The following is a 21,410-nucleotide window of genomic DNA, read 5'->3' as shown; positions in this document are numbered from 1 at the left end:
GAGCGAATCTCTATAATGGTCGGTTTTCACCCTCTAGAGAGCCGTTTAGTGGATAGCATTCAAGTCCGTGGCGCCCGCACCCACAACCTTAAAAACATCGATCTGGACATTCCCCGCGATAAATTGGTGGTGGTCACGGGGCTATCGGGCTCCGGCAAGTCATCCTTAGCCTTCGATACGCTCTACGCAGAAGGCCAGCGGCGCTATGTCGAATCGCTCTCGACCTACGCTAGGCAATTTCTGTCCATGATGGAAAAGCCCGACGTGGACCACGTAGAGGGCCTGAGCCCAGCTATCTCCATCGAGCAAAAGTCCACCTCGCACAATCCGCGTTCGACCGTGGGCACTATCACCGAAATTTACGACTACTTGCGCCTGCTGTACGCGCGCGTGGGTGAACCGCGCTGCCCTATTCACGGCGAGCCGCTGGCGGCGCAAACCGTGAGCGAAATGGTGGATCAGGTACTGGCGCTACCTGAGGGCAGTAAAATCATGCTGCTGGCGCCCTTGGTGCGCGACCGCAAGGGTGAGCACTTACACATTATTGAGCAACTCAAACGCGATGGTTTTATCCGAGCCAGAATTGACGGTTTGGTGGTGGATTTAGACGATAGCCCAAAGCTCGACAAGAAGAAAAAACACAGTATCGATGTGGTGGTCGATCGCTTTAAAGTAAAAAGCGACTTGCAATTGCGCTTGGCTGAATCCTTTGAAACCGCCTTGAATTTAGCCGATGGCCAAGCCGTCATCAGCTACATGGACGGCGACGGTGACGACCGCATTTTCAGCGCCAAGCACGCCTGCCCCATTTGCGACTACAGTCTGGCAGAGCTGGAGCCGCGGTTGTTTTCGTTTAACAATCCCGCCGGCGCTTGCCCCAGCTGTGATGGACTGGGCGTGCGTCAGTATTTCGACGAAGAGAAAGTGGTGCACGACCACGAGCTTACGCTGGCTGAAGGCGCTATTCGCGGTTGGGACAGACGCAATGTGTATTACTTCCACATGCTAAACTCCATCGCCGATCACTATGGCTTCTCTATCGACACGCCCTGGAAAAAGCTGCGCAAAAAAGACAGGGAGGTGGTGCTACAGGGCTCGGGTGATACAGAAATTGCCTTCCGTTACGTGAATGACCGCGGCGACATTTACCAACGCACCCATCGCTTCGAAGGGGTATTGCCCAACATGGAGCGTCGCTATCGCGATACTGACTCTCAAATGGTGCGCGAAGATCTTGCGAAATTTTTATCGCACCAACACTGCCCTGAGTGCGACGGCACGCGTCTACGTCGCGATGCACGCAATGTATTTGTGGACAACAAAACCCTGCCTGAAATTACTACACTACCGGTTGGCGATGCATTCAACTATTTCGAACAGCTCTCCTTTAAGGGCCGCAAACAGGAAATTGCAAGCAAGATCCTCAAAGAATTACGCGATAGATTTCGCTTTCTAGTCGATGTGGGGTTGAATTATTTAACGCTGAACCGCAGCGCCGATACCCTTTCTGGCGGTGAAGCGCAGCGCATTCGCCTGGCCAGCCAAATTGGCGCGGGCCTAGTTGGCGTAATGTATATACTTGACGAGCCCTCCATCGGCCTGCACCAGCGCGACAATGAACGCCTGCTACGCACGCTCACCCATCTACGCGACTTGGGCAATACCGTCATTGTGGTGGAGCACGATGAGGATGCAATTCGCAGCGCCGATTACCTGATAGATATCGGTCCCGGCGCCGGTGTGCACGGCGGCGAGGTGGTTGCCGCCGGCACCTACAAACAGGTGCTAAAGGCCAAAAACTCACTGACCGCCGACTATCTGTCGGGCCGCAAATGTATCGCTGTGCCTGAGAAACGCACGCCCATCGATAAAAAAACACAACTGGTATTAAGCGGCGCCACAGGTAACAATTTACAAGATGTGACGCTAACGCTGCCCGTGGGCCTAATGACTTGTGTCACCGGCGTTTCTGGCTCTGGCAAATCTACGCTCATCAATGCCACGCTCTATCCACTGGCGGCGACCGCACTGAACAAAGCCACAACACTGAAAGCCGCGCCTTACAAAGAAGTCAAAGGCTTAGAACACTTCGACAAATGCGTGGATATTGACCAAAGCCCCATCGGCCGAACACCGCGCTCTAACCCCGCCACTTACACGGGTATCTTTACACCCATTCGCGATATTTTTGCTGGCACGCAGGAGGCGCGGTCGCGCGGCTATAAACCTGGGCGTTTTAGCTTTAATGTCAAAGGTGGGCGCTGCGAAGCCTGCCAGGGCGATGGCGTCACCAAGGTGGAAATGCACTTTCTGCCCGATGTTTTTGTGCCCTGCGATGTCTGCAAAGGCAAGCGCTACAATCGCGAAACCCTGGAGATCAAATTCAAGGGAAAAAATATTCACGAAGTGCTGGATCTCACCGTAGAGGATGCACGCGAGTTCTTTGATGCTGTGCCAGCCATTGCCAAGAAGTTGCAAACGTTAATGGATGTTGGCCTGTCTTATATTCGATTGGGCCAGGCCGCCACTACGCTCTCGGGCGGGGAAGCCCAGCGGGTTAAGTTATCGCGGGAGCTGTCTAAGCGCGATACTGGCAAAACGCTTTACATATTGGACGAACCCACTACCGGCCTACATTTTTACGATATTCAACAATTACTTAACGTACTGCATCGCCTGCGCGATCACGGCAATACAGTGGTGGTCATTGAGCACAACCTGGATGTGATTAAAACCGCCGACTGGCTGGTGGATTTGGGGCCGGAGGGCGGCAGTGGCGGAGGACAAATTATCGCAGAAGGCACGCCGGAAGACGTGGCAAACATAAAGCACTCTCACACCGGCCGCTTCCTGAAGCCGATGCTTGCAGCGGCAAAGAAAAACGCCCGGGCTAGCACACCCAAGGCCGGCGCGGCGAAAAAAAGCCGCGTCGCTCAAAAAGCCTAGCACGCGCGCAACGAGCTTAGACTATACCGGCGTTCAAAAGTGCCTGGCGCACTGGGGCCATCAGTTGCTCAAAGTGGCGCCAACGGCCCACGGAGCGCGCGTGGGGCTTTTCTCGTACCTGTGCTGCGCTGGCTGTGGCCACCGTGTGCTTCTGGCGGTAAAAGTGCAGGCAGGCCTCGGCCTCCGGCAACCCAAGACGTTGCAACAAGGCTGGAATTTCCTGAGCCGGTTGCGACACCAACGCCTCATAGGTCACCTCCACCAAGCGCTCTCCCAATACGTCACGCCAATGCGCCATCAGGCGGTGATAACCCAGATAAAAATGTACCAGGTCTTGAACGTCATAGGAAAATGGGTAGGCACCGGCAAACAGTTGCTTGTAAATCGCAAAGCACGCGTCCATAGGGTCGCGCTTCATATGCACAATTTTTGCGTTCGGAAACGCCTTGGCGATGTGCCCAAGGTAATACATATTCAGCGGCAACTTGTCTGTGCGATAACGTCCAGTCTGGCCTAGGTATGCCGACTCCCGCCAGTAAAATGCCGACAATGCCTCCGGTGCGAGTGCCGCAGCACGCGACATAACCGCTGCGCTCACCATCTCCGGCCCTGTGACACCCGAGAGGTTTTTCACACCCAAGCCCAAAAAGGGCAGCTCACCGGCGCCCGATACTTCAGGGTGGGAAGTCAGAATGGTGTCACACAGTGTGGTTCCAGTGCGCGGTAGGCCAACGATAAACAACGGCTCGCACGCCCTGGGTACAACACCTGCGCCGTAATCTGCGGCCAGCCATTGCTTATCATAGTGCTCGATCACCGCCTCGATCAGTGCCGCTTCAGCGGACGGTTGGTAACGCGGGACCACCTTGCGAGCCTCTCGTGCAGCCCACTGATAGTGATCACCGGCTTTGCCCCACTCACATGCATCCTCCCACAACTTACCCAACCCATAATGGGCATAGGCAAGCGCCGCGGGCGTCCGCCATGTATCAAGTTTTGCATCTATTTGTCGGGCAATATCGCGTGGATCGGCATGCTTGAGGCGCGCCAGTTGCCACCAGGCTCGCGCATCATCGGGAGCGATAGCCAAGGCCGCCTCCAGGCAAGTGCGCGCCTCCTCCATATCGCCATTAAACAGCGCGCAGGAAGATAGGTTGTTGAGATATTCCACCCTATTGCCCTCGAGGGCGACCGCCTGCTGAAAAAATGGCAAAGCCTCTCTGTGGCAACCCACGTGGGTCAGCACCGAGCCCGCCAAATCCAACAAAAAGGCGTTGCCCTGTAAATCCGATGTAGCGATGCGAACTAACTGCGCCGCACGCCGGTGCTCGCCGGTGCGCACCAAACAGCGCGCCAAATGTATGGCTGCGTCGCAACGGCTGTCATCCAACTGCAAAACTCGCTCAAAGGCCTTGGCTGCCAGAGAATAGCGCTCGGCGTTACCGGCCAACACACCGGCAAGGAAGTGCCCCTCGGAGTGCCGGGGCCAGCGCTGCAATAAACCTTGTGTCAGCCGATTGAGCTCCGGCCAATGTTTCGCACGCAAAGCGTCGCGAGCAGCGGCGATAAGCAGCCGTTGTTCATTATCTTGATTGTTAGGTGTCTCCGGTGCATGACTGTTGTTCACACAGGCTCTCAACCTCTTATGCATTGATTGGACGGAATGACTGGCACTTCTGAAATCAACCCTAAGCGAGCAATGCGTTCACGTCAAAAAAAATGGCGGCACCGGGCCGCCACTGTCTTATTGCGTGAGCACCTAGAAGGTATAGCCCGCTTCTAAACCGAAAATACGCGGTTTACCCACATAGCGGAAAGCGCCTCGCACACCGTAGCGCGCTTCACCGCGCGCGCCATTTTCGTAGTATTCATTGGTCACGTTATCCACGAACAACTTTACATGCCATTGGTCGCGCACGTAATCCGCGCTTACGTTCAACAAGCCATAGCTGTCCAATTCAACATAGTCACCGTTATTGGCGATGGTAGCGTTGAGCTGGGTTTTAACCTCATCTTTCCAGTAGTAATTGCCACGTAAAATCAGTTCGGCAGACGCCATAGGGATGGTGTAATCAGCCGCAAGATTGAATTGCAATTTAGGCACACCTGGGAAGGAGTCACCTTTTTGGCCATCAATCTCCGGAGCATCTTCCGTCAACTGGGTATCGTAATAGGTTACCCAGCCATCAAACTTTAGCCGCTCAGATGCATAGGCCTGTACCGTCAACTCCAAGCCATTGATCTGCCCTTGATTACCATTTTTAGTAATGTTCAACGCGTTTACCTGGGATTTGGTGGGAACCTGGAGGTCGTCCCAGTCGATGCGAAATAGCGCACCATTGAAGGTCACACGATCGTCAACCCAGGTGGAGCGCAGCCCTAACTCCCAGTTAGTGGCCTTATCGGGGGTGTAGGTTTTCTCGCTGGGCAACAGCCCCGGGCCGATATTCACACCGCCCCGGCGGAAGCCCTCAGCCCAAGTGCCATACACCATTACATCGTTGCTGAGCTCGTAGGAAACATTCAGTTTGCCCACGGTATCTTTCACTGTGCCTTTGCCGGCATCACATTCCGGCTCTACCGGCAAACCTCCGGTATAAAACCAATAGATCGGTATCAAGGTACAGTCTTGTTTAATATCCAGCGTCTGCTCAAAGCGGCGAGCGCCGACGGTGGCCTGGAACTCATCGGTAATGTGCCAGGTCAATTCGCCGAAAATCGCCTTCTCAGTGAAGGTGTCGTCATTGAGCGCTTGATACTCAATCTCGCCCCAGCCCGTATCAATTCCAGCCCAATCCTGATAGCCAGGCGTGTACTCAGTTGAGGCGCCTGTTGAATCTTCATTCTCGTAATAGAAACCTGCAATCCAATCGATCACGCCCTCACCGGTAGAGAGAAAGCGCGTTTCATGAACCATTGTATCTACCTCATCGATCTCTTCGGTAAATGAAGAGAACTCGGGAAAATTGGCGTAGCCAGGATAGATATCGACAATCAGCAAGTCCGTCTGGTCTCGCTGTCCCCGCCCCTCGAAATTAGCCAGTGATGTGGTGGAGAAAATTTCTACGTAGTCCGTTTGCCAACCAAACTCCACATTGGTGAGCTGGTCCTGGGCATCGTAGGGTTCTACGTAGCGCATGGCAGACGCGTACTTGTTGCCGGTGTAGAGTTCATTGGCCGCCTGGCGACCACCGGCCTGTTGGTCCTGAAGGTAGTAATTGGCCTGCAGGTAAAACTCGTCCGACGGCTCCCAGCGCAGGGACGCTCGCGCACTGATGGTCTGCTCATCGTTGGCATCCTTCACCGAGTGGCTAGTATTGCTCTGACCGGGTTCAGAAAGCACCTCTGTGTAGTCGATAAAACCCGCGTCATCCAAGTAGCCAAGCGCAAAGCGCGCCGCCAGTGTATCGGACAGTGGCAAGTTTAATATCGCATTGGTTTCATAGCTCAGGCCACCACTTTCCGCCGACTGGGACAGCTTGCCGTATACCTCACCGGAGACCGCATCGGTATTCGGCTTGTTCAGGATATAGCGCACAGTGCCGCCCATAGCACCGCGTCCGTAGAGTGTGCCTTGAGGGCCACGCAGGACTTCCACACGTTCGATGTCGATGAGCTTGAAATCAATGAGCAAGGGCGTGTCGTTCACATAGCGCGAGATTACATCCTTGCCACCCTGGTTTTCGGCGGCCTGCAGACCACCGATGTTCATACCTCGCAAGGTAACCAGACTGCTGCCTCGCGCCCCCGCGTCCACCATTTGCATACCGGGTACAAACTGCGCCATTTTGCTGAGACTGGTTGCGCCCATATCGCGCATGGCAGCGCCACTGACGGCGGTAATGTTGTAGGGAATATCCTGCACACCGGCCGCGCGCCGAGTAGCGGTAACGACCACCTCCTCGATATCAAACGTGGCTACGTTATCCTGCGCAAGTGCGCTATATGGGAAACACAGTGTGCTACAGGCAATTGCCTGGGAAAGGCAGTGCTTTGGTCTCATGGCTTTCTCCCGCAAATTTGGGCATACGCCTACCCAATGCCGCCAAGCTTGCGCAGCGGCTTTAGGGGCAGATAGGCTGTAGCACGCCAATGTGGCCAAAGGCAAAAGTAACTGGCGCCACTGTGCGAGCACCGCCTCATTACAGCCTAGCAGCCGCCCAGACCGGGAAAATTCAAAGACAGAATTAAAAGCGAAGTGTTTAGATATAAAAAAACCGGGACAAGCCCGGTTTTTATAAAGGCGAAGTTGCTAATTACTCAGCGGCTTCTTCAACCTTTGCATTGCGGTCTACCAGTTCAACATAAGCCATAGGAGCCTTGTCACCGGTACGCAGGCCGCACTTCAAAATACGAATGTAACCGCCGGGGCGGGCTTCGAAGCGTGGACCTAACTCATTAAACAGCTTGCCTACCGCTTTGTCGTTGTTCAGACGGCTGAACGCGAGACGACGATTAGCTACGCTGTCTGTTTTTGCCAGTGTGATCAAAGGCTCTACGACGCGACGCAGTTCCTTTGCCTTTGGCAAGGTGGTTTTGATCAGTTCATGCTCAACCAAAGAGATAGCCATGTTCTTAAACATAGCCTTGCGGTGTGAGCTGTTACGATTCAGTTGACGGCCACTTTTACGATGACGCATGACGCTAAATCCTATACGTTCTGATTGCTATCTCAGCAAATCGTGTTAAGCGCGCGGCGAACCGCGCACAGAATCTACCTACTTGTCGTCTGTACGCAAGCTAGCCGGGGGCCAGTTTTCCAGACGCATACCCAAAGACAAGCCGCGTGATGCCAGGATGTCTTTGATTTCGGTGAGTGATTTTTTACCCAGGTTCGGAGTCTTCAACAGCTCTACTTCAGTGCGCTGAATCAAATCGCCGATGTAGTAAATGTTTTCTGCTTTCAGGCAGTTGGCGGAGCGTACGGTCAGCTCGAGGTCGTCAACTGGGCGCAACAGCACCGGATCGATTTCCTCTTCCTTACGTACTGGCTCAGCTTCTTTTTCGCCTTCCAGATCAACAAATACTGCCAACTGCTGCTGCAGGATAGTGGCTGCACGACGAATGGCTTCCTCTGGCTCAATAGTGCCATTAGTTTCCAGATCGAGTACCAACTTATCCAAATCAGTGCGCTGCTCAACACGGGCACTTTCAACTGAGTAAGCTAAACGCTTCACTGGGCTGAAAGACGCATCCAGCTGTAGACGGCCAATCGCGCGAGTTTCTTCCTCGTCGCTATGGCGTTGATCAGCTGGCTCGTAGCCGCGACCGCGCGATACGGTCAACTTCATGTTAAGCGCTTTATCACCGGTGATATTGGCTATCACATGGTCGGGATTCTTAATCTCAACTTCGTGATCAACCTGGATATCCGCGGCGGTGACAACGCCCGCACCTTTCTTCGACAAGGTCAGCTCTACCTGATCCTTACCGTGCATGACGACTGCTACACCCTTCAGGTTCAGCAGGATTTCGATAACGTCTTCCTGCACGCCTTCAATAGCGCTGTACTCGTGTTGTACACCGTCGATTTTTACTTCGGTGATCGCACAGCCGGGCATGGAAGACAGCAAGATGCGACGCAACGCATTGCCCAATGTATGACCGAAGCCACGCTCCAGAGGCTCTAGAACCACCTTTGAGCGGGTTGAGCTCAATTCGGTAACGTCGATATGACGCGGTGTATAAAACTCGTTTACTGCACTCTGCATAGCCGTTCCTGTTAGCGGTTAATTACTTGGAGTAAAGTTCAACGATCAGGTTTTCGTTGATATCGGCTGGCAAATCAGCGCGATCGGGAACACGCTTAAACGTGCCTTCCTTCTTATCGCTGCTTACATCAACCCATTCAACGTCTGCACGCTGAGCTGCCAAGGTCAAAGCCTGCTGAATACGCAGTTGTGCTTTGGCTTTCTCGCGAACAGATACCACATCGCCTTCAGCTACCTGGTAAGACGGGATATTAACGGTTTTGCCGTTAACCAAAATCGCCTTATGAGAAACCAGCTGGCGGCTTTCGGAACGGGTAGAACCGAAGCCCATACGGTAAACAACGTTATCTAAACGCGTTTCCAGCAGCTTCAACAGGTTTTCACCGGTTGCGCCCTTACGGCGGGCAGCTTCTTTGTAGTAACCGCGGAATTGCTTTTCCAGAATGCCGTAAATACGACGAACTTTTTGCTTTTCACGCAGCTGCACACCGTAGTCCGACAAACGGCCACGACGCTGGCCATGCATGCCAGGTGCAGTTTCTGCTTTACATTTTGAATCTAGCGGGCGTGCACCACTCTTGAGGAACAGATCTGTTCCCTCGCGACGCGCCAGCTTACACTTTGGTCCGATATAACGTGCCATTGTTCAGTCCCCTTAAACGCGACGCTTCTTGGAAGGACGGCAGCCGTTGTGTGGAATCGGCGTGACGTCTACGATGTTGGTGATCTTGTAGCCAACATTATTCAGCGCGCGAACAGCAGATTCGCGGCCTGGGCCTGGGCCCTTTACTTCCACGTCAAGGTTCTTCAAGCCATATTCTTGCGCAGCCTGACCAGCACGCTCTGCAGCAACCTGTGCAGCAAAAGGCGTACTTTTACGTGAACCACGGAAACCTGAACCACCGGCAGTTGCCCATGAAAGGGTGTTACCCTGACGGTCAGTAATGGTCACAATCGTGTTGTTAAAAGAAGCATGGATGTGGGCAACACCATCAACCACGGTCTTTTTGACTTTCTTGCGAACAGTCTTATTACTTGGCTTGGCCATAGCAATCTCTTCCTAAACCTTTGGTTACCGAAAAGCCAATTACTTCTTGATTGGCTTGCGCGGACCCTTACGGGTACGGGCGTTAGTCTTGGTGCGCTGACCATGTACGGGCAGGTTGCGACGGTGACGTAGACCGCGGAAACAACCCAGATCCATCAATCGCTTGATGTTCATGTTGATTTCACGACGCAGATCGCCTTCTACAGTACGCTTGGTGACTTCACCACGCAGCACATCCAATTGTTCTTCGGACAACTCGCCAACCTTGGTCGTTTCAGCAATACCAGTTTCAGCCAAAATCTGCTGAGCGGTGGTACGACCAATGCCGAACACGTAGGTCAAGGAGATAACCGCATGTTTGTTATCTGGTATATTGACACCAGCAATACGGGCCATTCAATTTACTCCATAAAGCACAAAATTGTAGCGTTGACGGCAATACGCGCCACCCACCACACGAAAAGGCGCGGCAGGATAGCGAATATACCAGCGAAATGCAATAGCCCGGGGATTGCTCCCCGGGCGACAGTCAACGCCCCCTGTCCCAAAACAGCCCGAAAGCTATATGTTCTGGGTTGTCAGGGCTCATGTAGAGCCCCGACGAATAATTAGCCTTGACGCTGCTTGTGGCGTGGCTCAACGCTGCAGATTACCCGCAGAACACCGTTGCGCTTAACCATTTTACAGTTACGGCAAACTTTCTTAACTGAAGCACGAACTTTCATTTTCTACCTCGCTTAAATCAGTGCTGGCCCTAGCGACCAACACTCTTCAAGTTGGATTTCTTCATCAGTGAATCGTACTGATGAGACATTAAATGGGCCTGCACCTGAGACATAAAGTCCATGACCACCACAACCACGATCAGCAACGACGTTCCGCCCAAGTAAAATGGTACATTGGTCGCTACGATCAGGAACTGGGGCAATAAGCACACAGCCGCCATATATAAAGCACCTACCACGGTCAAACGCGTCAGAACGGTATCGATATACTTGGCTGACTGCTCACCGGGTCGAATTCCGGGGATATAGGCACCGGACTTTTTCAGGTTATCGGCAACCTCTTTCGGGTTAAACATCAACGCCGTATAGAAGAAGCAGAAAAAGATAATCATCGCCGCGAACAGTACAAAGTTCAGTGGCTGGCCTGGGCCAATCGCCAACGCAAGCTCTTGTAGGAACTCGGCACCTGCGCCTTCGCCCTGCCCAAACCAGCTGGAAATAGACGCGGGGAACAGCAATAAACTACTGGCAAAAATGGGGGGGATCACACCCGCCATGTTAACCTTCAAAGGCAGATGGCTCGTTTGCGCTGCAAATGCCTGCCGCCCCTGTTGACGCTTGGCGTAGTTGACGGTGATGCGACGCTGACCGCGCTCAACCCGAACCACAAACCACACAATCAACACAGCCAGGAAGGTGATTGCCAACAGCATCAGGATATGAAGATCACCCTGGCGGGAGCTTTCAAAAGCCTGACCAATGGCGCTAGGCAAACCCGCGACAATACCGGCAAAAATCAGCATGGAGATGCCGTTGCCAATACCGCGCTCAGTTACCTGCTCACCCAGCCACATCATAAAGACAGCACCGGTCACCAGCGAAACTACCGCAATAAAGTAGAAGCTGAAGCCAGGCTCACCGCCGTACGCTTGACCAGAGAAGCCCACTGCCATGGCGATGCCCTGGAAGGTGGCCAACATTACCGTAAAGTAACGAGTGTACTGGCTAATCTTGCGGCGACCTGCGTCTCCCTCCTTCTTTAACTGTTCCAAAGAAGGCGTAACGGCCGTCATTAACTGCATAATAATCGATGCAGAAATGTACGGCATGATGCCCAGTGCCAGGATACTCATGCGCTCTAGCGCACCACCGGAGAACATGTTAAACAATCCCAGGATAGTGCCCTGGTTTTGATTAAACAGACTCGCCAGACGGTCTGGATCCAAGCCCGGTACAGGGATGTGCGTCCCTATCCGGTAAACCACAATAGCCAGAAACAGAAAACGAAGGCGAGCCCAGAGCTCGCCTAATCCTTTCTGATTTCCTAATGGCAGATTACTCGCCATTGGGACCTCGTTTTATTCTTCTACTTTACCGCCAGCGGCTTCAATTGCAGCCTTGGCACCCTTGGTAACAGCCAAACCTTTAACGGTTACAGCCTTAGTCAGCTCGCCAGACAGCATGATCTTGGCACGCTTGATGTTGGTGCCGATGATATCAGCACGCTTCAGCGCTTCCAAATCTACCAGCTCGCCCTCTACCTTGTTTAGCTCAGCCAAACGTACTTCCGCGGTAACGCGACCGATGCGTGAGGTAAAACCAAACTTTGGCAGACGCTTCTGCAAAGGCATCTGACCGCCTTCGAAGCCTGGACGAACACTACCGCCTGAACGGGATTTCAAACCCTTGTGACCGCGACCTGCAGTCTTGCCTAATCCGCTACCAATACCGCGACCTACGCGCTTCTTGGAGTGAACGCGACCGGGATTGGGGCTTAGAGTATTCAAACGCATGCTTACTCTCCCTCTACCTGGACCATATAGGTCACTTTGTTAATCATTCCACGTACCGCAGGCGTGTCTTCCACCTCGACGGTGTGACCGATGCGACGCAGCCCCAAGCCTTTCAAACAGGCCTGGTGGTTCTTCAGGCGGCCGATTGAGCTCTTAACCTGAGTCACTTTGACAGTTTTCTTAGCCATGGTCGTTCCGAATTCTCAGTTCTAGTCCCAGGCCTTAGCCCAAAATGTCTTCAACACTTTTGCCACGCTTGGCAGCAACGGATTCCGGAGAAACCATGGCCTTCAGCGCGTCAAACGTCGCGCGCACTACGTTTACCGGGTTGGTAGAGCCGTAGCACTTAGACAGAATGTTTTGGACGCCAGCAATTTCCAACACGGCGCGCATTGCACCACCGGCAATCACACCGGTACCTTGTGAGGCGGGCTGCATGTAAACCTTAGAGCCACCGTGACGACCTTTGGTTGGGTACTGGATAGTATCACCATTCAGCTCAACCTGGATCATATTTCTACGCGCTGCTTCCATCGCCTTTTGAATAGCGATTGGCACTTCGCGAGCTTTACCACGGCCGAAGCCCACTTTGCCGTTACCATCGCCCACTACGGTCAATGCTGTGAACGCAAAAATGCGGCCACCTTTAACGGTCTTAGCTACACGGTTAACCTGAACCAGCTTTTCTTGCAAGCCTTCAGAGTTACCTTTGTCTTTCTGATCGTAAGCCATGATTCAACCTTTAGAATTCCAGGCCGGCTTCACGCGCGGCGTCGGCCAATGCTTTAATTCGACCGTGGTATTTGAAACCACTGCGATCGAACGCTACTTGGGTCACGCCAGCGGCTTTCGCACGCTCAGCGATCAGACTGCCAACAGCCTTGGCGGCTTCTACGTTGCCTGTCTTACCTTCACGCAAGCTCTTATCCAGAGTTGATGCGCAAGCCAGCACTTTGGCGCCTTCGCCAGAAATAATCTGGGCGTAGATGTGGCGGGGAGTGCGATGAATCGTCAAGCGAGTCACCTTCAGCTCGGCGATTTTCGCACGAGCGCGGCGTGCACGACGCTGACGAGCAATTTTCTTGTCGCTCATAACCTAGCCCTACTTCTTCTTAGCTTCTTTACGCAGTACGTTTTCGTCGCTGTAGCGAACACCCTTGCCCTTGTAAGGCTCTGGTGGACGGAAAGCGCGAATCTCAGAGGCAACCTGACCAAGCAATTGCTTGTCGGCGCTCTTCAGTACTACTTCGGTCTGACTAGGGGTCTCAGCCTTTACACCTTCCGGTAAGGTGTAATCAATAGGGTGAGAAAAGCCCAACGTCAGGTTTACAGTGTTTCCAGATGCTTTCGCACGGTAACCAACACCGATCAAGGTCAGCTTCTTCTCGAAACCTTCAGAAACACCCTTAACCATGTTGTTTACCAATGCACGGGTAGTACCCGCTTGCGCATTGGACTGCTTGGCGCTATCGCGCGGTGCAAAAGTCAGAACGTTACCGTCCTGCTTTACTTCCACATCTTTGTGGACCGCGAGTGCCAATGTACCTTGCTTGCCTTTTACAGTGATGTCTTGGCCTTTCAGGCTAACATCAACGCCAGCAGGTATTTCAACCGGACTTTTTGCAACTCGTGACATGACGACTTCCCGTTAGAATACAGTGCAGAGCACTTCACCGCCTACGCCAGCAGCACGTGCCGCGCGGTCGGTCATAACACCTTTACTGGTAGATACAATCGCTACACCCAAGCCACCACGGACTGAGGGCAGTTCATCTTTACCAGCATAATTACGTAAGCCTGGACGGCTTACACGGTCAAGCTCAGCGATAACTGGCTTGCCCTCGTAATATTTCAGATCAACAGTCAGCTCTGGCTTTGCGCCTTCACTTACTGAGAAACCTGTAATATAGCCTTCTTCTTGCAGCACGCGCGCAACGCTCGCCTTCAAGTTGGAAGACGGCATGGTTACACTTGGCTTGCCAACCATTTGCGCGTTACGTACGCGGGTCAGCATATCTGCCAAAGGATCTTGCATACTCATTGGATTCTGCTCCTGAAAACAGCCGTCTAATTACCAGCTAGATTTAACCAGACCAGGCACGTCACCGCGCATGGCTGCTTCACGCAATTTGTTCCGGCACAAACCGAACTTGCGGTATACAGCGTGCGGACGACCGGTCAGACGACAGCGACGCTGCTGACGGCTGGGGCTGGCATCACGTGGCATAGCCTGCAATTTCTGCTGCGCTGCCCAGATTTCCTCGTCAGAGGAAGCTGCGCTACCGATAATAGCTTTCAACTCGGCACGCTTGGCAGCGAATTTGGCTACTGCTTTTGCACGCTTAACTTCACGCGCAATCATAGATTTCTTGGCCATAGTCCTACCCTTATCCTTTGAACGGGAAGTTGAACGCTTTTAACAGCGCGCGACCTTCCTCATCAGTACGAGCGGTAGTCGTGATACAGATATCAAGACCACGGATTTTATCGATTTTATCGTAATCGATCTCCGGGAAGATGATCTGCTCGGTAACGCCCATAGAAAAGTTACCACGACCGTCGAACTGCTTAGGGCTAATGCCGCGGAAGTCACGGATACGTGGAATCGCGATGGAAACCAAGCGGTCGAGGAATTCGTACATACGATCCTGACGCAAAGTTACCTTACAGCCGATGGGCCAACCATCACGAATTTTAAAACCTGCAATGGATTTACGGCTCTTGGTAATTACTACCTTCTGACCCGCGATCTGTTCCAGGTTGGCAACAGCGTGCTCAAGCACTTTTTTGTCGCCAACAGCTTCACCCACACCCATGTTAAGAGTGATTTTGGTGATGCGTGGAATTTCCATCACATTCGCCAGTCCCAGCTCTTGCTTGAGCTTGGGCGCGATTTCTTTTTTGTAAAGATCTTTCAGCCTAGCCATTTCTGCTACCTGGTCTGCTTATGCGTCTACGGCTTCGCCGCTGGATTTAAAGACGCGAATCTTCTTCCCGTCTTCGAGAATTTTGAAGCCAACACGATCAGCTTTCTGAGTTGCAGCATTGAAGATTGCAACATTAGAAACTTGAATCGGTGCTTCTTTTTCAATGATCCCACCAGGAACCTGCGCTTGCGGGTTAGGTTTCTGGTGCTTTTTGATCATGTTAATGCCTGAAACAACCAAGCGATTGTCGGCTAGCACGCGCACAACTTTGCCGCGCTTGCCCTTATCGCGTCCAGCGATAACAACTACTTCGTCATCACGTTTGATCTTACGCATTTGCCTGTCCTCGATTCTCTGACTCTGGCCTGTACTTACAGTACTTCAGGTGCCAGAGAAATGATTTTCATAAACTTATCACCGCGAAGCTCACGTGTTACTGGCCCAAAAATACGAGTGCCAATAGGAGCGTCTTGGTTGTTGAGCAGTACAGCTGCGTTGTCATCAAATTTGATCAGTGAACCGTCTGGGCGGCGAACACCTTTGCGAGTGCGCACTACGACAGCCTTCATCACTTGACCCTTTTTGACCTTACCGCGAGGAATAGCTTCCTTCACAGTCACCTTGATGATGTCACCAACAGATGCATAACGACGATGTGAACCGCCCAGCACCTTGATACACATAACGCGGCGAGCACCACTGTTGTCAGCCACTTCTAAGTAGGATTCAGTTTGAATCATGGTCCGTCTCCGAAACTCTTAATCGAGCGTTACTGAATTAAATTTCAGCAGCGCGCTCTTCAATTTTAACTAAAGCCCAAGACTTAGTTTTAGAGAGAGGACGAGATTCAGCGATGGTAACCAGGTCACCAATCTTGCACTCGTTTTTCTCATCATGAGCCTTCAACTTAGACGACTTACTTACATACTTGCCGTAAATCGGGTGCTTTTCGCGACGCTCAATCAGCACAACAATGGACTTGTCCATCTTGTCGCTAACAACTTTACCAGTCAGCGTACGCGCAGTTTTATTTGCCTGATCCATTGTTAATTACCTGCCTTTTCGGTCAGCACTGTCTTGATACGTGCGATGTCGCGACGAGCTTTCTTCAACAGATGAGTCTGACTCAGCTGGCCAGTGGCCGCTTGCATACGGAGCTTGAACTGAGCCTGAAGCTCATCCAACAGCGCCGCATTCAGCTCTTGAACTGATTTTTCGCGGAGTTCTGAAGTTTTCATTACATCACCGTACGCTTAACGAAAGTTGTAGTCAGCGGCAGTTTTGCTGCAGCCAGAGCGAAAGCTTCGCGAGCCAACTGCTCGGTCACACCTTCCATCTCATACAACACCTTGCCAGGTTGAATCTGGGCTACCCAGTACTCAACGTTACCCTTACCTTTACCCTGACGCACTTCCAAAGGCTTTTCGGTAATTGGCTTGTCTGGAAAAACACGGATCCAGATTTTACCGCCACGCTTAATGTGACGAGTCATCGCACGACGAGCCGCTTCAATCTGACGAGCAGTGATGCGACCACGGCCGATGGCTTTCAAACCAAATTCGCCAAAGCTAACTTTGGAGCCACGCTGGGCCAAGCCGCGGTTGCGGCCTTTCATTTGCTTACGAAACTTTGTACGCTTCGGTTGCAGCATCTTGCGTACCCCTTACTTAGAAGACTTCTTCTTAGGCGCTGGAGTTTCTACAGGTGCTTCACCACCCAGAACTTCGCCCTTGAAGATCCATACTTTCACGCCAATGATGCCGTAAGTGGTTGAAGCCTCGGCAGTGGCGTAGTCAATGTCAGCACGCAGGGTGTGCAACGGCACACGACCTTCGCGATACCACTCGGAACGAGCAATTTCTGCACCGCCCAAACGACCGCCAACCTGAACCTTGATACCTTCTGCACCCTGGCGCATGGCGTTTTGCACAACGCGCTTCATCGCGCGGCGGAACATCACACGACGCTCCAACTGTTGTGCAACACTTTGTGCTACCAGAGCCGCATCCAGATCAGGCTTGCGGATTTCTTCGATGTTGATGTGCACAGGCACGCCCATTTTGGCGGTGATTGCACTGCGCAGCTTTTCAACGTCTTCGCCTTTTTTACCGATCACAATGCCTGGACGGGCAGTGTGGATGGTAACGCGAGCGGTATTCGCAGGACGCTCAATATCAATGCGACTAACAGACGCATGTGCAAGCTCCTTTTGAATGTACTCACGCACTTTCAAATCGGTGTAAAGCTTATCTGCGTATTCATCACTACCGGCATACCAAACAGAAGTATGCTTCTTAACGATACCCAGACGAATACCTGTCGGATGTACTTTCTGACCCATAACGCCTGCTCTCTTACTTGTCTGCTACTTTAACGGTAATGTGGCAGGTGCGCTTACAGATTCGGTCTGCGCGACCTTTAGCACGAGGCTGAATACGCTTCATTGTTAAACCTTCGTCAACAAAGATCGTAGAAACCTTCAGCTCATCCACATCAGCACCATCGTTGTGCTCTGCGTTAGCAATCGCAGATTCCAAAACTTTCTTAATTAAGGCGGCGCCCTTTTTGGGGCTAAACGCCAGAATGTCGAGAGCTTCATCTACGGCCTTACCACGAATCTGGTCAGCAACCAGTCTGGCTTTCTGCGCCGATAAGCGAGCACCGCGTAATTTTGCTGCTACTTCCATCGTCATAACCTCAAATTAGCGCTTCTTCGCTTTCTTATCCGCGATATGACCGCGGTAAGTGCGAGTTGCGGCGAATTCGCCCAGCTTATGACCAACCATTTCTTCGTTGACCAGAACCGGAACGTGTTGACGCCCGTTGTGCACAGCAATCGTCAGACCAACCATATCTGGCATGATCATAGAGCGACGCGACCAGGTTTTAACCGGGCGACGATCATTCTTTTCGATCGCTGCTTCGACCTTCTTCAACAGGTGAAGATCGATGAAAGGACCTTTCTTCAGTGAACGTGGCACTGCAATTCCCCTATCAGCTAAGTCGCGCGATTACTTCTTGCCGCGACGACGAACAATCATGTTATCTGTGCGCTTGTTACTACGGGTCTTATAACCCTTAGTTGGCACACCCCATGGAGTAACCGGATGACGACCACCAGAGGTGCGACCTTCACCACCACCGTGTGGGTGATCTACCGGGTTCATCGCCACACCGCGAACGGTAGGACGCACACCACGCCAGCGCTTAGCACCCGCTTTACCCAGCGAACGCAAGCTGTGTTCACTGTTGGACACTTCGCCCAAGGTCGCGCGACACTCGCTCAACACTTTACGCATTTCGCCACTGCGCAGACGCAGGGTTGCGTAAGAACCGTCGCGAGCAACCAGCTGAGCAGAAGTGCCAGCTGAGCGCACCATTTGTGCACCCTTACCTGGCTTCAGCTCGATGCAGTGAATCACTGAACCGACTGGGATGTTGCGCAAAGGCAGCGTGTTACCGGGCTTAATAGGAGCCGCATCGCCACTGATGATCTGATCGCCAGCACTGATACCCTTAGGCGCAATGATGTAACGACGCTCACCGTCGGCATAACAAACCAGAGCGATATTCGCGCTGCGGTTTGGATCGTATTCCAAGCGCTCAACCTTGGCAGGAATGCCGTCTTTGGTGCGCTTAAAATCGATTACACGGTAATGCTGCTTGTGACCACCACCGATATGACGGGTAGTGATACGACCGTTGTTGTTACGACCGCCGGTCTTGGATTTCTTTTCCAACAGAGGCGCATACGGTGCACCCTTGTGTAGATCAGGATTTACAACGCTCTCTACGAAGCGACGACCGGGAGACGTTGGTTTACGTTTTACAATTGCCATCTCAACAATCCCCTTACTCTGCTACTGCAAAGTCAATGTCTTGACCCTGCTCGAGACGTACGTAAGCCTTTTTCCAATCGCTCTTTTGGCCCATACCGTGCTTAGTGCGCTTGGTTTTACCCTTCACATTAATGGTACGAACACCTTCAACTTTAACGTTGAAGAGCTTTTCGACAGCGGCTTTAATCTCAGCTTTCTCAGCGCTTGGCAGCACTTTGAAAACCACCTGATCTTGTTCACCAGCACCGGCAGCTTTTTCAGAAATCACCGGACCGAGCAACACTTTATACATGCGTTCTTGGTTCATCCCAGCATCTCCTCAAGCTTCTTCAGCGCGGGCACAGTCACTACAACCTTGTCGAAACGGATCAGGCTCACAGGGTCTACACCCTCGGCATCACGCACATCAACTTTGTGCAGGTTACGCGCTGCAAGATATAGGTTCATGTTCAGCTCTTCAGTGACAATCAATACATCTGAAAGATTGTATTGCGCCAACTGACCTACCAAAGCTTTGGTCTTAGGGGCTTCCAGCTCAAAGCTATCTACCACAACCAAGCGCTCCTGACGGGCGAGCTCAGACATGATGCACTGCATGGCAGCACGGTACATTTTCTTGTTCAGCTTCTGATCAAAACTGCGTGGCTTGGCAGCAAATGTTACGCCACCGGTACGCCATAGCGGACCACGAGTGGTACCCGCACGCGCACGACCAGTGCCTTTCTGACGCCAAGGCTTGGCGCCACCACCAGAAACCTCTGAACGAGTTTTCTGGGCCTTGGTTCCCTGACGCGCCGCTGCCATATAAGCAACAACCGCCTGGTGCACCAAGTCTTGATTAAACTCGCGAGCAAACGCTACATCAGATACGTTAACCGTACCTTTGGCGCCTGCTGGAGTAGTGATATTCAATTCCATGGTCGATCCCCCTCGGAAACTTAGCCGTTGCTGCGCGCTTTAACAGCGGGACGCACGATAACGTCGCCACCCGGAGCTCCGGGAACAGCGCCTTTAATCAACAGCAAATTACGCTCTGCATCGACCTTAACCACTTCCAGGTTCTGAACGGTTACACGCTCAGCACCCATATGGCCGGTCATCTTTTTGCCTTTGAATACGCGGCCAGGAGTCTGGCACTGGCCGATAGAGCCAGGAACGCGATGAGAAAGGGAGTTACCGTGGGTGGCATCCTGAGTGCGGAAATTCCAGCGCTTAACCGTGCCGGCAAAACCTTTACCCTTGGAGGTACCAGTGACATCAACGATTTGACCAGCTTCGAAGGCAGCTACAGTGATTTCTGCACCCACTTCAAAAGCTTCACCACCGTCATTGCGCAGCTCATACAAAGCACGACCGGCTTCAGTATTTGCTTTGGCAAAATGACCAGCAGCAGATTTAACAACACGAGAGGCGCGACGCGAACCCAAGGTCACCTGCACAGCAGAATAACCATCAGTTTCGACGCTCTTCACCTGCGTGACGCGGTTGGGATCAACCTCAACCACAGTGACAGGAATAGAAACACCGCCATCAGTAAAGATACGGGTCATGCCGCTTTTGCGACCGACAATACCTATTGTCATTTTAATAACCTCAATGGTGTACGGGGCTTTTACCCGCTATGGCCGCCCATTTCAGAGCGTTACACACACCTGCACCACCCCAGTGGGCAGGCAGCAATGTTAATTATCCGAGACTAATTTGAACTTCGACACCAGCAGCTAGGTCCAGCTTCATGAGGGCGTCTACAGTCTTTTCTGTAGGCTCAACAATATCCAACAAACGCTTATGTGTGCGGATTTCGTACTGATCGCGCGCGTCTTTGTTGACGTGCGGGGAAACCAGAACGGTGAAACGCTCGCGACGAGTAGGCAGCGGAATCGGACCACGCACTTGTGCACCTGTACGCTTTGCTGTCTCGACGATTTCCTGAGTGGACGCGTCGATCAACTTGTGATCGAAAGCCTTCAGGCGAATGCGAATGCGCTGATTCTGCATCTGAACCAAACTCCAAAATACTATAAAGAACAATCCGCCAGGGGAAATCCCTGAAAAACGGAGGCGCAATATTAAGGGCCGACCGACCCCCTGTCAAGCACTCGTTGAAAAAATAGCCAACTCAGCCACTTTCCCAATAAAATCAAGTACTTAACTAACAACATAGCCCCGCAATTGCGGGGCTATGCGGCTTTCAGCCTTACCGCACTGAAAGCATTCATCAATTACTCGATGATTTTAGCTACAACACCCGCACCCACGGTACGACCGCCTTCGCGAATCGCGAAGCGCAGACCGTCTTCCATGGCGATAGGCGCAATCAGCGTTACTTCCATCTGCACGTTGTCGCCTGGCATTACCATCTCAACACCCTCTGGCAGCTCACAGGCGCCAGTTACGTCGGTGGTACGGAAGTAGAACTGT

At 52.5% G+C, this 21,410-nt stretch carries 32 protein-coding genes; 1 reads left to right on the top strand and 31 read right to left on the bottom strand.

The features are described from left to right. Window positions 1-48 precede the first annotated feature (48 nt). Entirely contained in the window at window positions 49-2,946 is a 2,898-nt protein-coding gene (gene uvrA, locus ACW8F6_RS07160; protein ID WP_491575165.1) for an excinuclease ABC subunit UvrA, read from the top strand. Between the two features lie 16 nt (window positions 2,947-2,962). Here the strand turns inward: uvrA and ACW8F6_RS07155 are convergent, their stop codons facing one another. The 31 genes from ACW8F6_RS07155 to ACW8F6_RS07005 form a co-directional block, all read right to left on the bottom strand. Next, a complete protein-coding gene (locus tag ACW8F6_RS07155; protein WP_491575164.1) occupies window positions 2,963-4,573 on the bottom strand; it encodes a tetratricopeptide repeat-containing sulfotransferase family protein in 1,611 nt (536 codons plus the stop codon). 132 nt (window positions 4,574-4,705) lie between these two features. Continuing rightward, complete coding sequence (locus tag ACW8F6_RS07150; RefSeq protein WP_491575163.1) at window positions 4,706-6,949, bottom strand: TonB-dependent receptor; 2,244 nt, start codon at window positions 6,947-6,949, stop codon at window positions 4,706-4,708. 253 nt (window positions 6,950-7,202) lie between these two features. Beyond that, window positions 7,203-7,586, bottom strand: coding sequence for a 50S ribosomal protein L17 (gene rplQ, locus ACW8F6_RS07145; protein ID WP_491575162.1), 384 nt, complete (start codon window positions 7,584-7,586; stop codon window positions 7,203-7,205). A gap of 78 nt (window positions 7,587-7,664) precedes the next feature. Continuing rightward, window positions 7,665-8,657, bottom strand: coding sequence for a DNA-directed RNA polymerase subunit alpha (locus tag ACW8F6_RS07140; RefSeq protein ID WP_491575161.1), 993 nt, complete (start codon window positions 8,655-8,657; stop codon window positions 7,665-7,667). 22 nt (window positions 8,658-8,679) lie between these two features. Continuing rightward, window positions 8,680-9,300: a 30S ribosomal protein S4 gene (rpsD, locus tag ACW8F6_RS07135; protein ID WP_491575160.1), complete on the bottom strand. Its 621-nt coding sequence runs from the start codon at window positions 9,298-9,300 to the stop codon at window positions 8,680-8,682. A gap of 12 nt (window positions 9,301-9,312) precedes the next feature. Next, a complete protein-coding gene (rpsK, locus tag ACW8F6_RS07130; RefSeq protein WP_183911551.1) occupies window positions 9,313-9,705 on the bottom strand; it encodes a 30S ribosomal protein S11 in 393 nt (130 codons plus the stop codon). A 39-nt stretch (window positions 9,706-9,744) separates the two neighbouring features. Beyond that, entirely contained in the window at window positions 9,745-10,101 is a 357-nt protein-coding gene (gene rpsM / locus ACW8F6_RS07125) for a 30S ribosomal protein S13 (protein WP_183911550.1), read from the bottom strand. Between the two features lie 212 nt (window positions 10,102-10,313). Next, complete coding sequence (gene rpmJ, locus ACW8F6_RS07120) at window positions 10,314-10,430, bottom strand: 50S ribosomal protein L36 (protein WP_015047163.1); 117 nt, start codon at window positions 10,428-10,430, stop codon at window positions 10,314-10,316. 29 nt (window positions 10,431-10,459) lie between these two features. Beyond that, on the bottom strand, window positions 10,460-11,776 hold the full coding sequence (secY, locus tag ACW8F6_RS07115; protein ID WP_491575159.1) for a preprotein translocase subunit SecY: 1,317 nt from the start codon (window positions 11,774-11,776) through the stop codon (window positions 10,460-10,462). 12 nt (window positions 11,777-11,788) lie between these two features. Then, window positions 11,789-12,223, bottom strand: a complete 435-nt coding sequence (gene rplO, locus ACW8F6_RS07110) for a 50S ribosomal protein L15 (RefSeq protein WP_491575158.1) — start codon at window positions 12,221-12,223, stop codon at window positions 11,789-11,791. 2 nt (window positions 12,224-12,225) lie between these two features. Next, window positions 12,226-12,411 carry a 50S ribosomal protein L30 gene (gene rpmD / locus ACW8F6_RS07105; protein WP_183911547.1) on the bottom strand — a complete coding sequence of 62 codons (186 nt, stop codon included), beginning with the start codon at window positions 12,409-12,411 and terminating at the stop codon, window positions 12,226-12,228. A 34-nt stretch (window positions 12,412-12,445) separates the two neighbouring features. Next, window positions 12,446-12,955 (bottom strand): 30S ribosomal protein S5, encoded by a 510-nt coding sequence (rpsE, locus tag ACW8F6_RS07100; RefSeq protein WP_491575157.1) that lies wholly within the window; start codon window positions 12,953-12,955, stop codon window positions 12,446-12,448. A 10-nt stretch (window positions 12,956-12,965) separates the two neighbouring features. Then, window positions 12,966-13,316, bottom strand: a complete 351-nt coding sequence (gene rplR / locus ACW8F6_RS07095; protein WP_183911545.1) for a 50S ribosomal protein L18 — start codon at window positions 13,314-13,316, stop codon at window positions 12,966-12,968. A 9-nt stretch (window positions 13,317-13,325) separates the two neighbouring features. Beyond that, window positions 13,326-13,859 (bottom strand): 50S ribosomal protein L6, encoded by a 534-nt coding sequence (gene rplF, locus ACW8F6_RS07090; RefSeq protein WP_491575156.1) that lies wholly within the window; start codon window positions 13,857-13,859, stop codon window positions 13,326-13,328. A gap of 12 nt (window positions 13,860-13,871) precedes the next feature. Further along, window positions 13,872-14,264 (bottom strand): 30S ribosomal protein S8, encoded by a 393-nt coding sequence (gene rpsH, locus ACW8F6_RS07085; protein ID WP_491575155.1) that lies wholly within the window; start codon window positions 14,262-14,264, stop codon window positions 13,872-13,874. Window positions 14,265-14,294: 30 nt separating this feature from the next. Beyond that, window positions 14,295-14,600, bottom strand: a complete 306-nt coding sequence (gene rpsN, locus ACW8F6_RS07080) for a 30S ribosomal protein S14 (RefSeq protein WP_491575154.1) — start codon at window positions 14,598-14,600, stop codon at window positions 14,295-14,297. Window positions 14,601-14,610: 10 nt separating this feature from the next. After that, the gene (gene rplE, locus ACW8F6_RS07075) at window positions 14,611-15,150 is read right to left on the bottom strand and encodes a 50S ribosomal protein L5 (protein WP_491575153.1); all 540 of its coding nucleotides are present in this window, start codon (window positions 15,148-15,150) and stop codon (window positions 14,611-14,613) included. 18 nt (window positions 15,151-15,168) lie between these two features. Beyond that, window positions 15,169-15,486 (bottom strand): 50S ribosomal protein L24, encoded by a 318-nt coding sequence (gene rplX, locus ACW8F6_RS07070; protein WP_491575152.1) that lies wholly within the window; start codon window positions 15,484-15,486, stop codon window positions 15,169-15,171. 35 nt (window positions 15,487-15,521) lie between these two features. After that, complete coding sequence (gene rplN / locus ACW8F6_RS07065; protein ID WP_290260741.1) at window positions 15,522-15,890, bottom strand: 50S ribosomal protein L14; 369 nt, start codon at window positions 15,888-15,890, stop codon at window positions 15,522-15,524. Between the two features lie 37 nt (window positions 15,891-15,927). After that, window positions 15,928-16,194 (bottom strand): 30S ribosomal protein S17, encoded by a 267-nt coding sequence (gene rpsQ, locus ACW8F6_RS07060; RefSeq protein WP_183911538.1) that lies wholly within the window; start codon window positions 16,192-16,194, stop codon window positions 15,928-15,930. A gap of 2 nt (window positions 16,195-16,196) precedes the next feature. Beyond that, window positions 16,197-16,388 carry a 50S ribosomal protein L29 gene (gene rpmC / locus ACW8F6_RS07055; protein ID WP_183911537.1) on the bottom strand — a complete coding sequence of 64 codons (192 nt, stop codon included), beginning with the start codon at window positions 16,386-16,388 and terminating at the stop codon, window positions 16,197-16,199. Next, the gene (gene rplP, locus ACW8F6_RS07050) at window positions 16,388-16,801 is read right to left on the bottom strand and encodes a 50S ribosomal protein L16 (RefSeq protein ID WP_491575151.1); all 414 of its coding nucleotides are present in this window, start codon (window positions 16,799-16,801) and stop codon (window positions 16,388-16,390) included. Before rplP ends, rpmC begins: the two co-directional genes overlap by 1 nt. Before the next feature lie 12 nt (window positions 16,802-16,813). Beyond that, window positions 16,814-17,491 carry a 30S ribosomal protein S3 gene (gene rpsC / locus ACW8F6_RS07045; protein ID WP_253357298.1) on the bottom strand — a complete coding sequence of 226 codons (678 nt, stop codon included), beginning with the start codon at window positions 17,489-17,491 and terminating at the stop codon, window positions 16,814-16,816. Between the two features lie 13 nt (window positions 17,492-17,504). Beyond that, window positions 17,505-17,837, bottom strand: coding sequence for a 50S ribosomal protein L22 (gene rplV, locus ACW8F6_RS07040; RefSeq protein ID WP_491575150.1), 333 nt, complete (start codon window positions 17,835-17,837; stop codon window positions 17,505-17,507). Window positions 17,838-17,852: 15 nt separating this feature from the next. Next, the gene (gene rpsS / locus ACW8F6_RS07035; protein ID WP_183911533.1) at window positions 17,853-18,131 is read right to left on the bottom strand and encodes a 30S ribosomal protein S19; all 279 of its coding nucleotides are present in this window, start codon (window positions 18,129-18,131) and stop codon (window positions 17,853-17,855) included. Between the two features lie 30 nt (window positions 18,132-18,161). Further along, on the bottom strand, window positions 18,162-18,989 hold the full coding sequence (rplB, locus tag ACW8F6_RS07030; protein WP_491575149.1) for a 50S ribosomal protein L2: 828 nt from the start codon (window positions 18,987-18,989) through the stop codon (window positions 18,162-18,164). Between the two features lie 13 nt (window positions 18,990-19,002). After that, a complete protein-coding gene (gene rplW / locus ACW8F6_RS07025) occupies window positions 19,003-19,296 on the bottom strand; it encodes a 50S ribosomal protein L23 (RefSeq protein WP_183911531.1) in 294 nt (97 codons plus the stop codon). After that, complete coding sequence (gene rplD / locus ACW8F6_RS07020) at window positions 19,293-19,907, bottom strand: 50S ribosomal protein L4 (protein WP_491575148.1); 615 nt, start codon at window positions 19,905-19,907, stop codon at window positions 19,293-19,295. The genes rplW and rplD overlap by 4 nt, the downstream gene beginning before the upstream one ends. Window positions 19,908-19,927: 20 nt before the next feature. Further along, window positions 19,928-20,572 carry a 50S ribosomal protein L3 gene (gene rplC / locus ACW8F6_RS07015; RefSeq protein WP_491575147.1) on the bottom strand — a complete coding sequence of 215 codons (645 nt, stop codon included), beginning with the start codon at window positions 20,570-20,572 and terminating at the stop codon, window positions 19,928-19,930. Window positions 20,573-20,675: 103 nt separating this feature from the next. Then, the gene (rpsJ, locus tag ACW8F6_RS07010) at window positions 20,676-20,987 is read right to left on the bottom strand and encodes a 30S ribosomal protein S10 (RefSeq protein ID WP_183911528.1); all 312 of its coding nucleotides are present in this window, start codon (window positions 20,985-20,987) and stop codon (window positions 20,676-20,678) included. Between the two features lie 224 nt (window positions 20,988-21,211). Continuing rightward, window positions 21,212-21,410: EF-Tu C-terminal domain-related protein (locus tag ACW8F6_RS07005; protein ID WP_491575146.1), on the bottom strand; the 199-nt coding region annotated here is incomplete at its 5' end.

This window comes from Simiduia sp. (assembly GCF_058345725.1).
Note: the sequence above shows the minus strand (reverse complement) of the source record. Positions and strands in the feature narration are given on the sequence as shown.

Excerpts from the sequence above, each read along its gene's own strand:
- ACW8F6_RS07150 (WP_491575163.1), bottom strand. The coding sequence starts at position 6,949 with ATGAGACCAAAGCACTGCCTTTCCCAGGCAATTGCCTGTAGCACACTG.
- rplQ (WP_491575162.1), bottom strand. The coding sequence starts at position 7,586 with ATGCGTCATCGTAAAAGTGGCCGTCAACTGAATCGTAACAGCTCACAC.
- ACW8F6_RS07140 (WP_491575161.1), bottom strand. The coding sequence starts at position 8,657 with ATGCAGAGTGCAGTAAACGAGTTTTATACACCGCGTCATATCGACGTT.
- rpsD (WP_491575160.1), bottom strand. The coding sequence starts at position 9,300 with ATGGCACGTTATATCGGACCAAAGTGTAAGCTGGCGCGTCGCGAGGGA.
- rpsK (WP_183911551.1), bottom strand. The coding sequence starts at position 9,705 with ATGGCCAAGCCAAGTAATAAGACTGTTCGCAAGAAAGTCAAAAAGACC.
- rpsM (WP_183911550.1), bottom strand. The coding sequence starts at position 10,101 with ATGGCCCGTATTGCTGGTGTCAATATACCAGATAACAAACATGCGGTT.
- rpmJ (WP_015047163.1), bottom strand. The coding sequence starts at position 10,430 with ATGAAAGTTCGTGCTTCAGTTAAGAAAGTTTGCCGTAACTGTAAAATG.
- secY (WP_491575159.1), bottom strand. The coding sequence starts at position 11,776 with ATGGCGAGTAATCTGCCATTAGGAAATCAGAAAGGATTAGGCGAGCTC.
- rplO (WP_491575158.1), bottom strand. The coding sequence starts at position 12,223 with ATGCGTTTGAATACTCTAAGCCCCAATCCCGGTCGCGTTCACTCCAAG.
- rpmD (WP_183911547.1), bottom strand. The coding sequence starts at position 12,411 with ATGGCTAAGAAAACTGTCAAAGTGACTCAGGTTAAGAGCTCAATCGGC.
- rpsE (WP_491575157.1), bottom strand. The coding sequence starts at position 12,955 with ATGGCTTACGATCAGAAAGACAAAGGTAACTCTGAAGGCTTGCAAGAA.
- rplR (WP_183911545.1), bottom strand. The coding sequence starts at position 13,316 with ATGAGCGACAAGAAAATTGCTCGTCAGCGTCGTGCACGCCGCGCTCGT.
- rplF (WP_491575156.1), bottom strand. The coding sequence starts at position 13,859 with ATGTCACGAGTTGCAAAAAGTCCGGTTGAAATACCTGCTGGCGTTGAT.
- rpsH (WP_491575155.1), bottom strand. The coding sequence starts at position 14,264 with ATGAGTATGCAAGATCCTTTGGCAGATATGCTGACCCGCGTACGTAAC.
- rpsN (WP_491575154.1), bottom strand. The coding sequence starts at position 14,600 with ATGGCCAAGAAATCTATGATTGCGCGTGAAGTTAAGCGTGCAAAAGCA.
- rplE (WP_491575153.1), bottom strand. The coding sequence starts at position 15,150 with ATGGCTAGGCTGAAAGATCTTTACAAAAAAGAAATCGCGCCCAAGCTC.
- rplX (WP_491575152.1), bottom strand. The coding sequence starts at position 15,486 with ATGCGTAAGATCAAACGTGATGACGAAGTAGTTGTTATCGCTGGACGC.
- rplN (WP_290260741.1), bottom strand. The coding sequence starts at position 15,890 with ATGATTCAAACTGAATCCTACTTAGAAGTGGCTGACAACAGTGGTGCT.
- rpsQ (WP_183911538.1), bottom strand. The coding sequence starts at position 16,194 with ATGGATCAGGCAAATAAAACTGCGCGTACGCTGACTGGTAAAGTTGTT.
- rpmC (WP_183911537.1), bottom strand. The coding sequence starts at position 16,388 with ATGAAAACTTCAGAACTCCGCGAAAAATCAGTTCAAGAGCTGAATGCG.
- rplP (WP_491575151.1), bottom strand. The coding sequence starts at position 16,801 with ATGCTGCAACCGAAGCGTACAAAGTTTCGTAAGCAAATGAAAGGCCGC.
- rpsC (WP_253357298.1), bottom strand. The coding sequence starts at position 17,491 with ATGGGTCAGAAAGTACATCCGACAGGTATTCGTCTGGGTATCGTTAAG.
- rplV (WP_491575150.1), bottom strand. The coding sequence starts at position 17,837 with ATGGAAGTAGCAGCAAAATTACGCGGTGCTCGCTTATCGGCGCAGAAA.
- rplB (WP_491575149.1), bottom strand. The coding sequence starts at position 18,989 with ATGGCAATTGTAAAACGTAAACCAACGTCTCCCGGTCGTCGCTTCGTA.
- rplW (WP_183911531.1), bottom strand. The coding sequence starts at position 19,296 with ATGAACCAAGAACGCATGTATAAAGTGTTGCTCGGTCCGGTGATTTCT.
- rplD (WP_491575148.1), bottom strand. The coding sequence starts at position 19,907 with ATGGAATTGAATATCACTACTCCAGCAGGCGCCAAAGGTACGGTTAAC.
- rplC (WP_491575147.1), bottom strand. The coding sequence starts at position 20,572 with ATGACAATAGGTATTGTCGGTCGCAAAAGCGGCATGACCCGTATCTTT.
- rpsJ (WP_183911528.1), bottom strand. The coding sequence starts at position 20,987 with ATGCAGAATCAGCGCATTCGCATTCGCCTGAAGGCTTTCGATCACAAG.